This window comes from Rhodopseudomonas sp. (assembly GCF_048594845.1).
GTDB lineage: Bacteria > Pseudomonadota > Alphaproteobacteria > Rhizobiales > Xanthobacteraceae > Rhodopseudomonas.
This window is the reverse complement of sequence record NZ_JBMDXE010000342.1, coordinates 1-12,449: the sequence shown is the minus strand read 5'-3', so window position 1 is coordinate 12,449 and position 12,449 is coordinate 1. Positions and strand designations below refer to the sequence as shown.

Below are 12,449 nucleotides of genomic sequence, written 5' to 3'. Positions count from 1 at the left end.
TTCATGAATCCGGTGCCGCGCATGGAGCTGGTCGAGCTGATCCGCGGCATCGCCACCGACGATGCCACTTTCGAGGCCGCCAAGGAATTCGTGGCCCGGCTCGGCAAGCAGGTCGCGGTGTCGGAAGATTTCCCGGCCTTCATCGTCAACCGCATCCTGCTGCCGATGATCAACGAGGCGATCTACACGCTGTATGAAGGCGTTGGCAACGTCGAAGCGATCGACGCCGCGATGCGGCTCGGCGCCCATCATCCGATGGGCCCGCTGGAGCTGGCCGATTTCATCGGTCTCGATACCTGTCTGTCGATCATGCAGGTGCTGCACGAAGGGCTGGCCGACTCCAAGTATCGCCCGTGTCCGCTGTTGGTGAAGTACGTCGAGGCCGGCTGGCTCGGGCGCAAGACCAGCCGCGGCTTCTACGATTATCGCGGCGAGAAGCCAGTCCCGACGCGCTGAGCGCGAGAGTCGCGCGGTATAGCTCGACGGCGTAGTTACTTGCGTCATCACCGGGCTCGTCCCGGCCATCCGCGCCTTATCTTGTTACTTGCTCTGCAAGGCATGGATGCCCGGGACAAGCCCGGGCATGACGGGCTACTTTGGCTCTTCGCTCATTCGATCCCCGGCACGGTCCTGATCTGCTCCGCCAGAAAGTCGATCAGCAGGCGAACGCGCGCGATGGCGGCGCGCTCCGGGACGATCAGCAGATTGAGCGGCACCGGCTGCAGCCGGTAGTCCGGCAGGATGACTTCAAGGTGGCCAGCGGCGACCAGATCGTCGACCAGCCAGCGGTGCGATGCCGCAATGCCGCGCCCGGCGATCAGTGCCTCCCGGGCCGCGAGACCGTGGTCGATCCGGAGCCGGCCGCCGAACGGGACACGGTAAGTCTCGCCGTCCGGCCCCTCCAGCGCCAGCATGTCGCTGCCGGCGACGTTCAACATGCGGATGCCTTGATGGCCGGCCAGATCCTGCGGGACCATCGGCCGACCGTGCGCCGCCAGATAGTCCGGCGCCGCGACGATCAGGCGCTGGCTTTGGCCGAGCGGCCGCAACTTCAGTGAGCTGTCGGTCAACGGCGCCAGGCGGAGCGCGAGGTCGACGCCCTCGCGCACCAGATCGATGCGCTGGTCTGTCAGGCCGAAATCGACGCCGATGTCCGGGTAGCGGTCCTGGAAGGCGAAGATCAGCCGGCTGACATGCATCACGCCGAACGAGGCGGTGCAGGTGATCCGGATCGTGCCGGCCGACGCGCCCGACGAGCCGAGCGCTTCGTCGTTGGCCTGTTCGAGCAGCCGCAGGATCTGGATGGCACGGGCGTAGTAGCGGCTGCCCTCTTCGGTCAGCGTCACCCGGCGGGTGGTGCGGCCCAGCAAAGGCGCGCCGATCGCTGCCTCGAGCTCCTGCAACTGGCGGGTCACCGTGGACTGGCCAACATTGAGGTCGCGAGCGACCGCGGAGAGGCTTCCGCGCTCGGCAACGCGGACGAAAGTGCGGATGCGCTCGATCGTGACTGCTGACTTATCCATATTTCGGCATAATCATATCGATAGCGGACTTCTACCGGAACAACCGAGGCGGGGCTACTCCAAGGCTCAGATTTATCCGAGGAGGCATCGATGAAAGTCCTGCTGCTTTTCGCCCATCCCGAAGCCCGGTCGTTGAATGGCGCGCTGCGCGATGTCGCGGTCGCGGAGCTGCGGCGCCAGGGCCACGAAGTTCAGGTTTCCGACCTCTATGCGCAAGGCTGGAAGGCTGCCATCGACCGCGCCGATTTTCCCGGCCTCGCGGCCAATGAAAGGCTGGTGCCGGCTGCGGCTTCCAAGGCGGCCTTCGAGGTCGGCGACCTGACGCAGGATGTTCAGGAAGAAATCGACAAGCTGCGCTGGGCCGACGTGCTGATCCTGCAATTCCCGCTGTGGTGGTTCAGCATGCCGGCAATCCTGAAGGGCTGGGTCGATCGCGTCTATGCCTGCGGCTTCGCCTATGGGGTCGGCGAGCACAGCGACAAGCGATGGGGCGATCGCTACGGCGAGGGCAATCTGGCCGGCAAGCGCGCGATGCTGATCGTCACGACTGGTGGCTGGGAGCCGCATTATGGCGCCCGCGGCGTCAACGGTCCGATCGGCGATCTGCTGTTTCCGATCCACCACGGCATTCTTTTCTATCCGGGCTACGATGTGCTGCCGCCGTTCGTCGTGTACCAGACGGGCCGGCTCGACGAGGCCGGCTTCGAGGCCACTGCCGAACAGCTCCGCGAGCGGATGCGCACGCTCGCGACCACGCCGCCGATTCCGTATCGGCGCCAGAACGGCGGCGACTATCTGATCCCCAGCATGGAGCTGCGTCCCGGCCTGGGCGCTCCGAGCAGGACCGGCTTTGCGCTTCATCTGAGAGACGAGGACGCAGGCTCGTCACGATAGCGGACGTCGATACCGGTAGAGAGCAATTGCAGGCGACGAAACGAAAGGTTGTTAACGCTTCGTCGCTAAGCTGCGGCTCATGGACATGAGCATGGTCAGCGCGGCGCTTGCGATGCAGGCGAGCAGCACGCAGATGCAGATCGCGACGACGATCCAGGCGTCGAACGCGCGGATGGAGCGCGACACGGTGCAGACGCTGCTCGGCATCGGGCAGGGCGCGCCGTCGCTCGCCAATGTCGGCGCAGGCGTCGGCGGCAACATCAACGTCACCGCCTGATCCGCGGATCAGAAACTAAACCAGCTTCTTGAAGCCGCCGAAGAACATCCGCTTGGTATCGAACGGCATCGTCTTCGAATCCATGCCGCCGAGCCGCGGGTCCTGCATCGCTTTCGCCATCACCCTGTCGCGCTGCTTGCGCGATTTGTAGACGATGTAGGAAAACACCACGACTTCGTCCGGCTTCAGCTTCACGCTGCGCGGAAACGAGGTGACCTTGCCTGCCTCGACATCGTCGGCGACCCACTCGCGATAATCGAGCGCACCGTGTTCGCGAAACACCTTGTCGGCCTTGCGCGCCAGCTTGATGTAGTCCGCGAGCTTGGCCTTCGGCACCGGCACCACGAAGCCGTCGACATAAGACATCTGTTCCTCCCGATCTCTGCGCGCGCCGCGTCCGCGGCTTTCAGCAAGACGATCGATCGTAAGGATATCCGACAGGCCGTGGCCGGGGCCGATTGTCGCGGCTGTTACTTCGGCAGCGCACCCTTCACCAGCGCGAGCGCGTCGGCGCTGTCCCATTCGGCCGGGCCGGCGATCGTGGCGATCTCGCAGCCCTGGCCGTCGACCAGCACCGAAGTCGGCATGCCGAGGGCGCGGCCGACGCTCTTCAGTTCCTGGAACACGTGGGCAGAGGCGTCGCTGAAGAAGTTCAGCGTCGTCAGCTTCTCATCCTCGAGAAACTTCTTCGGCTTCGCCGGATCGCGGGTATCGATATTGATCGCCACCACCTCGAACTCCGGGCCGCCGAGCTTGGCCTGCAGATTATCGAGCGCCGGCATCTCCTTGCGGCACGGCACGCACCAGGTCGCCCATAGGTTGACCAGCACGGTGCGACCGCGGAAATCCGACAGCTTCTTGGGCTGGCCGGCGCCGTCCTCGAAGGCGAGGTCCGGCAGTTTAAGAGGCTTGGCTGCGACGGTCACGGCGGCGACTTCGCCGCGCGCGAGGGGCTTGAGCTGTTGTGCCAGTGCCACGGCGGGGCGGCAGGTTGGATCGCCCGCATTGCGCTGCAGCCCGGCGATCCCGTATACCCCCGCTGCTCCGGCGACCACCAGCACGGCCATGGCGGCCAGAATCAGCGTTTTGCGCCCCTTGCGGCGTGGCGGGACGGAATCGGGTCGGCTATCAGTCATCGGGCACTCGAACTCGGTAGATCGGACAGAGTCGCAGGTTGGTGGGCTTGAGGCAAAGTTGAGGCGGGCATGATCGTGAGCGGACAGTGAGCGGCGGACAGAAGAGCGGCGGGCAAGGCAACAAGATGTGGGGCGGCAGGTTCGCCGAGAGCCCCGATGCCATCATGGAAGAGATCAACGTCTCCATCGATGTCGATCGGCATCTTTACGCCCAGGACATCACCGCGTCCAAGGCCCATGCCGCCATGCTCGCCGCGCAGGGCATCATCACCGCGAACGATGCGAAAAATATCGGCAAGGGTCTAGACACGATTCTGTCAGAGATCGGCGCCGGGAAGTTCACCTTCAAGCGTGCGCTCGAGGACATTCACATGAATGTCGAGAGCCGGCTGTCCGAACTGATCGGCCCTGCCGCCGGGCGGCTGCACACCGCGCGCTCGCGTAACGATCAGGTCGCGACCGACTTCCGGCTCTATGTCCGGGACGTGCTCGACCAGACCGACGCGGCGCTGGCTGCCTTCCAGCAGGCGCTGGCCGAGCGCGCGCTGGAGCACGCCGAGACCGTGATGCCGGGCTTCACCCATCTGCAGACCGCGCAGCCGGTGACCTTCGGCCATCATCTGATGGCCTATGTCGAGATGGCGGCGCGCGATCGCGGCCGTTTCCAGGATGCCCGCAAGCGGCTTAACGAAAGCCCGCTCGGTGCCGCCGCTCTGGCCGGCACTTCGTTCCCGATCGATCGTCATGCGACGGCCGCCAAGCTCGGCTTCGACCGGCCGATGGCGAATTCGCTCGATGCGGTGTCGGATCGCGACTTCGTACTGGAAACGCTCTCCGCGGCGTCGATCTGCGCCGTGCATCTGTCGCGCTTCGCCGAGGAGATCGTGATCTGGACCTCGCCGCTGGTCGGGCTGGTGCGGCTCTCCGACAAGTTCACCACCGGCTCGTCGATCATGCCGCAGAAGCGCAATCCCGACGCCGCCGAGCTGGTTCGCGCCAAGACCGGCCGCGTGATCGGCGCGCTGAACGGCCTGCTGATCGTGATGAAGGGTCTGCCGCTGGCCTATCAGAAGGACATGCAGGAAGATAAACAGGGTGCGATGGAGGGTTTCGCGGCGCTGTCGCTGGCGATCCGGGCGATGACCGGCATGGTCCGCGATATCGTCCCCGAGCCGGACAGGATGCGGGCGGCAGCCGGCGAAGGCTACGCTACTGCCACCGATCTGGCCGACTGGCTGGTGCGGACGCTGAAAATGCCGTTCCGCGACGCCCATCACGTCACCGGCCGCATCGTCGGCCTCGCCGCGAAGGCCGGCGTCGCGCTGCACGAGCTGCCGCTCGCCGAGATGCAGGCGGTGGAAAAGCGCATTACCAAGGACGCGCTGGCGGTGCTCAGCGTCGATTCCTCGGTGAAGAGCCGCACGAGCTACGGCGGCACAGCGCCGAAAAACGTCCGCGCCCAGGCCAAGGGATGGCTCAAGCGCCTCGAAAAAGAGCGAAAAGCGGGTTGAAGCAGGGGCTCGCCACGGCCGGGCGTTCTCTGTAGGATGCGGCCGCAATTGGGGATTTCGACGTGAACCGCACTGCCGGCCCATCCCGATGGGCGCTTGTTGTGATCGCCGCGGCGACGCTGGCCCTTGCGGGCTGCGGTCGTAAGGGCGCTCTGGATCTTCCGGCCGGGGCCGCCGACACGCCCGGCTCGCCTGCAGCATCGGCGGCGCCGTCGCCTGCGCCGGCCGCCAAGGGCGACGTGTTCGACCCGTCCTACGGCACCAATGCGCCTCCGGTCGCCGGTAAGGGCCAGAAGAAGCGCATCGTCCTCGACTCGCTGCTGGACTGATCTGCGATGCGTCATTTCGACTACCGCAACGGCGTGCTGCACGCCGAAGGCGTCAGCCTTGCCGCGCTCGCGCGCGAGGTCGGCACGCCGTTCTATTGCTATTCGACCGCGACGCTGGAGCGGCACTACCGCGTGTTCAGCGAAGCCTTCGCCGGCACCGACGCGCTGGTGTGCTACGCCATGAAGGCGAACTCCAACCAGTCGGTGCTGCGTACCCTGGCCAAGCTCGGCGCCGGCGCCGACGTGGTGTCGGGCGGCGAGATGCAGCGCGCACTGGCGGCGGGTATCCCGCCCGGCAAGATCGTATTCTCCGGCGTCGGCAAGACCGAGGCCGAACTCCGCACGGCGCTTGGCCACGACATCAAGTGCCTTAACGTCGAGTCAGAGCCCGAGCTCGAACTGCTGTCGCGGCTCGCGGTCGAAATGGGCCGCACCGCCAAGATCTCGATCCGGGTCAATCCGGACGTCGATTCCGGTACCCATGCCAAGATCTCGACTGGCAAGTCCGAGAACAAGTTCGGCATTCCGCTGGCGCATGCGCGCGAGGTTTATGCCCGCGCCGCCAAGCTGCCGGGCATTCAGGTCACCGGCGTGGACGTGCATATCGGCAGCCAGATCATCGACTTGGCGCCGATGGAAGCGGCGTTCCGGATCGTTGCCGAATTCGTGCATGTGCTGCGTGGCGACGGCCACACGATCAGCCATGTCGATTTCGGCGGTGGCCTCGGCATCCCCTACTACGAGGATCGCGACGCGCCGCCGGAGCCGTTCGCCTATGCGGAGATGGTCAAGCGCGTCACCCACAATCTCGGCTGCGCGCTGCTGTTCGAGCCGGGCCGGATGATCGTCGGCAATGCCGGCATCCTGGTCGCGCAGGTGATCTATGTGAAGCACGGCGACGGCAAGACCTTCGTGATCATCGACGCCGCGATGAACGACCTGATCCGGCCGACGCTGTACGAAGCGTATCACGAGATCCTGCCGGTGGCCGAGCCGGCCCCGGGCAGCGCCACCATGGTGGCCGACGTCGTCGGCCCGGTGTGCGAGACCGGCGATTACCTCGCGCTCGACCGCAAGCTGCCGGAGCTGAAGGCCGGCGACCTGATCGCCATCATGACCTCGGGCGCCTATGGGGCGGTCCAGGCGTGTACTTACAATACCCGCGCGCTTGTGCCCGAAGTGCTGGTGAAGGACGATCAGTACGCACTGGTCCGCCCACGCATCGAGGTCGAGCAACTGATCGCGATGGATCGTCAGGCGCCGTGGCTGTGAGCCTTCGGTGCCGGTTCGGTGCGCGCCGCGCAAAGCGCGGCCGAGCGGGCACCTCATGATGCCGATGCTAACACGGGCTTTGTTCGATCGCCGGCAGACCTGCGTCGGCACTTCTCAGTCCCGATGAGCGAGAGTGGGACCGCCAGTTGCGGACAAAATACTGGCGGTCCCGATCGCACGTTTGCAATCCCGCCGGGAACGTGCGGCGTCCGGCGGGTACGCGCGACAGGTTCAACCTATCGGTGTTGTCCGGCACGGCAATGGAAACCGCTGCTTAACCTAACCGATCAACCTTAACGCCGGAGCGTCGTCGATTGAGCCGGCGCCCTGCACGTTGGACGTGAGCCTTACATTCGCCACCGGCCTGCCACTACACGCTGCGACGGCAGGCGCGCATCTGCGGCGCGACGGATGCAGGGACAAGCAAACATGACCGAGACGGCTCAGCATGCCGCGCACGAAGCGATCGACAAATACCCGACCTCGCTGCGCGTGCTGCACTGGCTGCGCGCGCTATTGATCTTCGGACTGATTGCCGTCGGCTGGACGATGACGTCGCTCGACGACGAGATGGCCGAGAAATTCGGCGAGCTGTATCCGCTGCACAAATCCTTCGGCCTGCTGGTGCTGCTGATCGTGCTGGTGCAGCTCGGCATCCGCGCGCTGTCGCGGCTGCCCGGGCCAGCCGATCTGCCGGCGCACGAGCGCGTCCTCTCACAGGTGGTGCATGTCGCGATCTACGCGCTGCTGCTGATCGTGCCGCTGATGGGCTACGCGATGTCCAGCACCTTCGCGCACAGCGACGGCGTGACGTTCTTCGGCCTGCATGTGCCGGAGCTGCTGCCGAAGAACGACACGGCGTTTCGGGTGTTTCAGTTGCTGCACAAGGTGCTGGCCTACACGCTGCTGGGGCTGGTCGTGCTGCATGTCGCCGGTGCGCTGAAGCACCGCTTTGTCGACAAGAACCCCAAGGCCGACGTGCTGTCGCGAATGATCTAGCAGCGGCGGTCAGCCGCTGCCGGGCTCAGCCCTTGTCGAGTTCTGCAAACACCTCGCGGGCGATGCGGAAGCTGTCGACGCCCGCCGGCATGCCGGCGTAGCACGCGACCTGCATGAAGATCTCGCGGATCTCGTCTTTCGTGACGCCGTTGGTCAGCGCGCCCTTGAGATGCGCGCGCAGCTCGTGCGGACGGTTGAGCACGGCGATCATCGCGAGGTTGAGCATGCTGCGGGTCTTGCGCGGCAGCTCGTCGCGGCCCCAGATCGCGCCCCAGCAATATTCGGTGACGTGTTCCTGGAACGGCCGGTTGAAGTCGTCGGCCGTCTTCAGCGCGTTCTCCACATAGGCCTCGCCGAGCACGGCCTTGCGGATTTCCAGCCCCTTGTCGTGGGTCGTCTTGTCCATCGTCGATCCTCTGGTTGAAGCGGCGGGACGTTACGGGCTGGTGGCTGCGCCGTCACGCATTCGTGTGGGACGAGAAGGGCGAGGTGATCACCGGCGTCAGGTGCCTCATTGCCGCCGCTGTGGTAGGCTGTCGTACGTGCAACCCGGAGAGCTTGTTGAGCGGCCGCATCCCCGACCCGTCACAGACCCCGCAGGATCCAGACGCGCTGGCGCGGCTGCGCCTCGCCACGGCGCTTCGGCGCGCCACGTTCGCGATCGCGTGGGAGCGCAGCTGGCCGCTGCTGGTGCGGGTCCTCAGCGTCGTCGGCTTGTTCCTCGCTGCGTCCTGGGCCGGGCTGTGGCTGGTGCTGCCGTTCACCGGTCGCATGATCGGCCTCGCGTTGTTCGTCGTGCTGGCGCTGGTCGCGCTCTACCCCGTTCTCAAGTTCCGCTGGCCGAGCCGCGATGACGCGCTGGCCCGGCTCGACCGCAACACCGGCCTGAAGCATCGCCCGGCCACCGCGCTCACCGATACGTTGGCTTCGACCGATCCGGTCGCCCTGGCGTTGTGGCGGGTGCAGCGCGAGCGGACGCTGGCGGCGCTGCGTGGCATCCATGCCGGCCTGCCGACGCCGCGGCTGCCGAAGCACGATCCCTGGGGCCTCCGCGCGCTGGTGGCGGTGCTGCTGGTAGCGACCTTCGTGGCCGCCGGCGAGGAGCGCAGTGCGCGCGTCGCGGCGGCGTTCGACTGGAACGGTGCGCTGGCGGGGCCGAACGTGCGCGTCGATGCCTGGGTGACGCCGCCGGTCTATACCAACAAGCCGCCGATCATCCTGTCAGCCGCCAACAAGGATCTGGCCGCGAGCGATGCGGCGCTGCCGGTGCCGGCAGGCTCGACCCTGCTGGTGCGCTCCAGCGGCGGCAATCTCGACGTCGCGATCAGCGGCGGTGTGGCCGAAGCCGCACCCGAGGGCCAGGCGCCGGCGGGCACCAGCGAGCAGCATTTCAAGATCACCAGTGACGGCACCGCGCAGGTGCGCGCGCCGTCCGGTCAGCCGAAATGGACCTTCAAGGCGACGCCGGATCATGCGCCGACGATCGCGCTCGCCAAGGAGCCCGAGCGGCAGGCCCGCGGCTCGCTGCAGCTGTCCTACAAGATCGAGGACGACTACGGCGTCGTGGCTGCTTATGCGCTGATCGCGCCGGTGGTTTCGGCCGCGGATCAGAAGGCCGGCACGCCGCGGCCGTTGTTCGAGCCGCCGCAATTCCCGCTGACGCTGCCGAACGCGCGCACCCGCGCCGGCGTCGGCCAGACCGTGAGGGATCTCAGCGAGGATCCCTATGCGGGCGCCGAGGTGATGCTGACGCTGACTGCCAAGGACGAGGCCGGCAACGAAGGCCGCAGCGAACCGCATGCGATGCGGCTGCCGGAGCGGCTGTTCACCAAGCCGCTGGCCCGCGCGCTGATCGAGCAGCGCCGCATCCTGGCGCTCGACGCGAACAAGAACGGCGACGTGTACACCGCGCTCGATGCGCTGATGATCGCGCCGGAAGCGTTCACGCCGGATGCCGGCCAGTATCTCGGCCTCTATACGATTGCCGATCAGCTCGAACGCGCCCGGACCGACGAGCAACTGCGCGATGTCGTTGCCAACCTGTGGTCGCTCGCGCTCAGCATCGAGGACGGCGATACGTCGGACGTCGAGAAGGCGCTGCGCGCCGCGCAGGATGCGCTGAAGCAGGCGCTCGAACGCGGTGCCTCCGACGAGGAGATCAAGAAGCTCACCGAGAACCTGCGCGCCGCGCTCGACAACTTCATGCGCCAGCTCGCCGAGCAGATGAAGAACAACCCGCAGCAGCTCGCACGTCCGCTCGATCCGAACACTAAGGTGATGCGGCAGCAGGACCTCAACAACATGATCGAGCGCATGGAGCGGCTGTCGCGCTCCGGCGACAAGGAGGCCGCCAAGCAACTGCTCGAACAGCTCGCCCAGATGCTCGAGAACCTGCAGATGGCGCAGCCCGGCCAGGGCGGCGACGACGATATGCAGCAGGCGATGAACGAGCTCAGCGACATGATCCGCAAGCAGCAACAGTTGCGGGACAAGACGTTCAAGCAGGGCCAGGACCAGCGCCGCGACCGCATGCGCGGCCAGAAAGGCGAGCAGAATCTCGGCGATCTGCAGCAGGATCAGCAGAACCTGCAGGATCGCCTGCGCAAGCTGCAGCAGGAACTCGCCAAGCGCGGCATGGGTCAGCAGCAGGGCCAGCGCGGCCAGAAGGGCGAGCAGGGGCAGCAGGGCCAGGGTCAGCAAGGCGAGCAGGGTGATGGCGACGGTGGCCTCGATCAGGCCGACTCCGCGATGGGCGATGCCGAGGGCCGGCTCGGCGAAGGCAATGCCGACGGCGCGGTCGACTCGCAGGGCCGCGCGCTCGATGCGCTGCGCAAGGGCGCGCAGAAACTCGCCGAGGCGATGCAGCAGGGCGATCAGCCCGGGCAGGGCGACGGCCCTGGCCAGCGTCCGGGCCGACAGCAGAGCAGCGGCAACGACACCGACCCGCTCGGCCGTCCGCTGAAAGGCCGCGAATTCGGCGACGATCTGTCTGTGAAGATTCCCGGCGAGATCGACGTCCAGCGCGTCCGCCGCATCCTCGAAGAACTCCGCCGCCGCCTCGGAGACACCAACCGCCCGCAGATCGAACTCGACTACATCGAGCGGCTGTTGAAGGATTACTAAGCGATTAGCTCACCCCGGGCATGGCGCAACCTCTCCCGCCTGCGGGAGAGGTCGACGCGCGAAGCGCGGCGGGTGAGGGCACTTCGCTCCGCAACTCGCTGAGTCATTGCCCGTGTCGCCCTCACCCCAGCCCTCTCCCGCAAGCGGGAGAGGTGGCGAGAGGCGGTCGGGGAGAGCGCTCGATCAGATAGTCTTCCTCGTCGCCAGCGCATCCGCCACGGCGGTGCGGATGTCGGCGACGGAGAACGGCTTGGTGACGACGTCGTGGACGATGGCGTCGAGGCCGGAGGCGCGTTCGCGCTGGTCGGCGTAGCCGGTCATCAGCAGGATGGTGAGGTCGGGAAAGTCGCGCGCGGCGGCGAGCGCCAGCGCGATGCCGTCCATCATCGGCATCTTGATGTCGGTCAGCAGCAGGTCGAACCGGCCGTCGTTCTCGACCAGGATTTCGAGCGCCTCGCTGCCGTCCTCGGCGGTGGTGATGTCGTGGCCGTCCATCGCGATGGCCCGCCCCACCAGCAAGCGCATCGATTCTTCGTCATCGGCGATCAGGATTCGCGACATACCAGTGTCCCAGGCTGACGGCCGTCGCTGCGGCCGGTCCGCGTCGCACCACGCGGCAAAACAACGATCGTGAGCTCTGCTCGATTCGGTCCAAAGCTCTACGCACCGCCGGTGGCGATATCGCGCCGATTGAAGAAGCGCACGTCGAGGGTGCGGGCCTCGGGCGGCGGCGATGCCAGCCGCGACCGGAACCAGGCCTGCTCGCCGGGACGCAGCACGGTCTGCTCCAGCACCGCGTTCCAGGCATAGATCTCGGTGCCGTGGTCGTCGCGCACAACGAAGCGCAGCCGCGGCAAATCCGCCGGCTTGCGGCCGAGGCCCATGATCATGCCCTCGATCACCAGCACCGGCTTGGCGTCGACCATCTCGCGCGTGACCTTGACGTCCTTGATGGCCAGCGAGCGCAGATTCACCTCGAAGCCGACCAGCCGGTAGAACGTCGCGGTCTGCGGCAGCAGCCTTACCACGTCGGCGCGCCAGATCAGGAGGCCGAGCGCCAGCGAGCCGAATGCCGCGCAGGCGGTCGAGGCGGTCATCGCCGATTTCACCGTGCCGATCGGATCCTGCCGCAGCGGTTCGATCAGCGCCTTGATGCCGCGCCGGCGGCGCGAACCGAACGAGCGATTGTTACGCTTGCGGCCGACCGGCTCGGGTTCGGCGATCTCGTCCGGCTCCGGCGCGCGGGCGAAGACATCGCGCTCCTCCGGCGTGGGAATTTCGGCTGCGATCGGCGGGCTTTCGACGACAGGGGTATCCTGTTCATCCTCCGTCATGCCCCAGCCCGGATCGTCTGCCAGATCCGATCCGCCACGCCGTCGATCGCG

Annotated in this window: 14 protein-coding genes; 8 read left to right on the top strand and 6 right to left on the bottom strand. The window is 66.6% G+C overall.

Translation table 11 applies throughout. The features are described 5' to 3' along the window. A partial coding sequence (locus ACOJTD_RS22995) for a 3-hydroxyacyl-CoA dehydrogenase family protein (RefSeq protein ID WP_420135165.1) occupies window positions 1-456 on the top strand: 456 nt, incomplete at its 5' end. A gap of 152 nt (window positions 457-608) precedes the next feature. Here the strand turns inward: ACOJTD_RS22995 and ACOJTD_RS22990 are convergent. Further along, complete coding sequence (locus ACOJTD_RS22990; protein ID WP_420135164.1) at window positions 609-1,523, bottom strand: LysR family transcriptional regulator; 915 nt, start codon at window positions 1,521-1,523, stop codon at window positions 609-611. 90 nt (window positions 1,524-1,613) lie between these two features. On the opposite strand from ACOJTD_RS22990, the gene ACOJTD_RS22985 reads away from it, so the two are divergent. Both ACOJTD_RS22985 and ACOJTD_RS22980 read left to right on the top strand, forming a co-directional pair. Continuing rightward, window positions 1,614-2,417, top strand: coding sequence for an NAD(P)H-dependent oxidoreductase (locus tag ACOJTD_RS22985; protein WP_420135163.1), 804 nt, complete (start codon window positions 1,614-1,616; stop codon window positions 2,415-2,417). Window positions 2,418-2,496: 79 nt separating this feature from the next. Beyond that, window positions 2,497-2,694, top strand: a complete 198-nt coding sequence (locus tag ACOJTD_RS22980) for a hypothetical protein (protein ID WP_420135162.1) — start codon at window positions 2,497-2,499, stop codon at window positions 2,692-2,694. A 15-nt stretch (window positions 2,695-2,709) separates the two neighbouring features. Here the strand turns inward: ACOJTD_RS22980 and ACOJTD_RS22975 are convergent, their stop codons facing one another. Together ACOJTD_RS22975 and tlpA are read right to left on the bottom strand one after the other, a co-directional pair. After that, window positions 2,710-3,060 (bottom strand): DUF1428 domain-containing protein, encoded by a 351-nt coding sequence (locus ACOJTD_RS22975; protein ID WP_420135161.1) that lies wholly within the window; start codon window positions 3,058-3,060, stop codon window positions 2,710-2,712. Window positions 3,061-3,164: 104 nt separating this feature from the next. Further along, window positions 3,165-3,830: a thiol:disulfide interchange protein TlpA gene (gene tlpA, locus ACOJTD_RS22970; protein WP_420135160.1), complete on the bottom strand. Its 666-nt coding sequence runs from the start codon at window positions 3,828-3,830 to the stop codon at window positions 3,165-3,167. A gap of 125 nt (window positions 3,831-3,955) precedes the next feature. Here tlpA and argH point away from each other — a divergent pair, with 125 nt between their 5' ends. From argH to ACOJTD_RS22950, 4 genes are all read left to right on the top strand, one after another. Beyond that, on the top strand, window positions 3,956-5,341 hold the full coding sequence (gene argH, locus ACOJTD_RS22965; RefSeq protein ID WP_420135166.1) for an argininosuccinate lyase: 1,386 nt from the start codon (window positions 3,956-3,958) through the stop codon (window positions 5,339-5,341). 62 nt (window positions 5,342-5,403) lie between these two features. Then, the gene (gene lptM / locus ACOJTD_RS22960) at window positions 5,404-5,670 is read left to right on the top strand and encodes an LPS translocon maturation chaperone LptM (RefSeq protein WP_420135159.1); all 267 of its coding nucleotides are present in this window, start codon (window positions 5,404-5,406) and stop codon (window positions 5,668-5,670) included. Window positions 5,671-5,676: 6 nt separating this feature from the next. Then, window positions 5,677-6,942: a diaminopimelate decarboxylase gene (lysA, locus tag ACOJTD_RS22955; RefSeq protein ID WP_420135158.1), complete on the top strand. Its 1,266-nt coding sequence runs from the start codon at window positions 5,677-5,679 to the stop codon at window positions 6,940-6,942. Between the two features lie 429 nt (window positions 6,943-7,371). Beyond that, window positions 7,372-7,941: a cytochrome b gene (locus tag ACOJTD_RS22950; RefSeq protein ID WP_420135157.1), complete on the top strand. Its 570-nt coding sequence runs from the start codon at window positions 7,372-7,374 to the stop codon at window positions 7,939-7,941. Between the two features lie 25 nt (window positions 7,942-7,966). On the opposite strand, the gene ACOJTD_RS22945 is transcribed toward ACOJTD_RS22950, so the two are convergent. Further along, the gene (locus tag ACOJTD_RS22945; RefSeq protein WP_420135156.1) at window positions 7,967-8,347 is read right to left on the bottom strand and encodes a carboxymuconolactone decarboxylase family protein; all 381 of its coding nucleotides are present in this window, start codon (window positions 8,345-8,347) and stop codon (window positions 7,967-7,969) included. 155 nt (window positions 8,348-8,502) lie between these two features. Between ACOJTD_RS22945 and ACOJTD_RS22940 the strand changes: the two genes are divergently transcribed. After that, window positions 8,503-11,064, top strand: coding sequence for a TIGR02302 family protein (locus ACOJTD_RS22940; RefSeq protein ID WP_420135155.1), 2,562 nt, complete (start codon window positions 8,503-8,505; stop codon window positions 11,062-11,064). A gap of 183 nt (window positions 11,065-11,247) precedes the next feature. On the opposite strand, the gene ACOJTD_RS22935 is transcribed toward ACOJTD_RS22940, so the two are convergent. After that, window positions 11,248-11,625, bottom strand: coding sequence for a response regulator (locus tag ACOJTD_RS22935; protein WP_420135154.1), 378 nt, complete (start codon window positions 11,623-11,625; stop codon window positions 11,248-11,250). 98 nt (window positions 11,626-11,723) lie between these two features. Then, on the bottom strand, window positions 11,724-12,449 hold a 726-nt coding region (locus ACOJTD_RS22930), incomplete at its 5' end, for a thioredoxin (protein ID WP_420135153.1).

What these genes read in the sequence shown, in the direction of transcription:
- ACOJTD_RS22935 (WP_420135154.1), bottom strand. Translation starts at nt 11,625, where the DNA reads ATGTCGCGAATCCTGATCGCCGATGACGAAGAATCGATGCGCTTGCTG.
- ACOJTD_RS22950 (WP_420135157.1), top strand. Translation starts at nt 7,372, where the DNA reads ATGACCGAGACGGCTCAGCATGCCGCGCACGAAGCGATCGACAAATAC.
- lysA (WP_420135158.1), top strand. Translation starts at nt 5,677, where the DNA reads ATGCGTCATTTCGACTACCGCAACGGCGTGCTGCACGCCGAAGGCGTC.
- argH (WP_420135166.1), top strand. Translation starts at nt 3,956, where the DNA reads ATGTGGGGCGGCAGGTTCGCCGAGAGCCCCGATGCCATCATGGAAGAG.
- ACOJTD_RS22990 (WP_420135164.1), bottom strand. Translation starts at nt 1,523, where the DNA reads ATGGATAAGTCAGCAGTCACGATCGAGCGCATCCGCACTTTCGTCCGC.
- ACOJTD_RS22975 (WP_420135161.1), bottom strand. Translation starts at nt 3,060, where the DNA reads ATGTCTTATGTCGACGGCTTCGTGGTGCCGGTGCCGAAGGCCAAGCTC.
- ACOJTD_RS22980 (WP_420135162.1), top strand. Translation starts at nt 2,497, where the DNA reads ATGGACATGAGCATGGTCAGCGCGGCGCTTGCGATGCAGGCGAGCAGC.
- ACOJTD_RS22945 (WP_420135156.1), bottom strand. Translation starts at nt 8,347, where the DNA reads ATGGACAAGACGACCCACGACAAGGGGCTGGAAATCCGCAAGGCCGTG.
- tlpA (WP_420135160.1), bottom strand. Translation starts at nt 3,830, where the DNA reads ATGACTGATAGCCGACCCGATTCCGTCCCGCCACGCCGCAAGGGGCGC.
- ACOJTD_RS22985 (WP_420135163.1), top strand. Translation starts at nt 1,614, where the DNA reads ATGAAAGTCCTGCTGCTTTTCGCCCATCCCGAAGCCCGGTCGTTGAAT.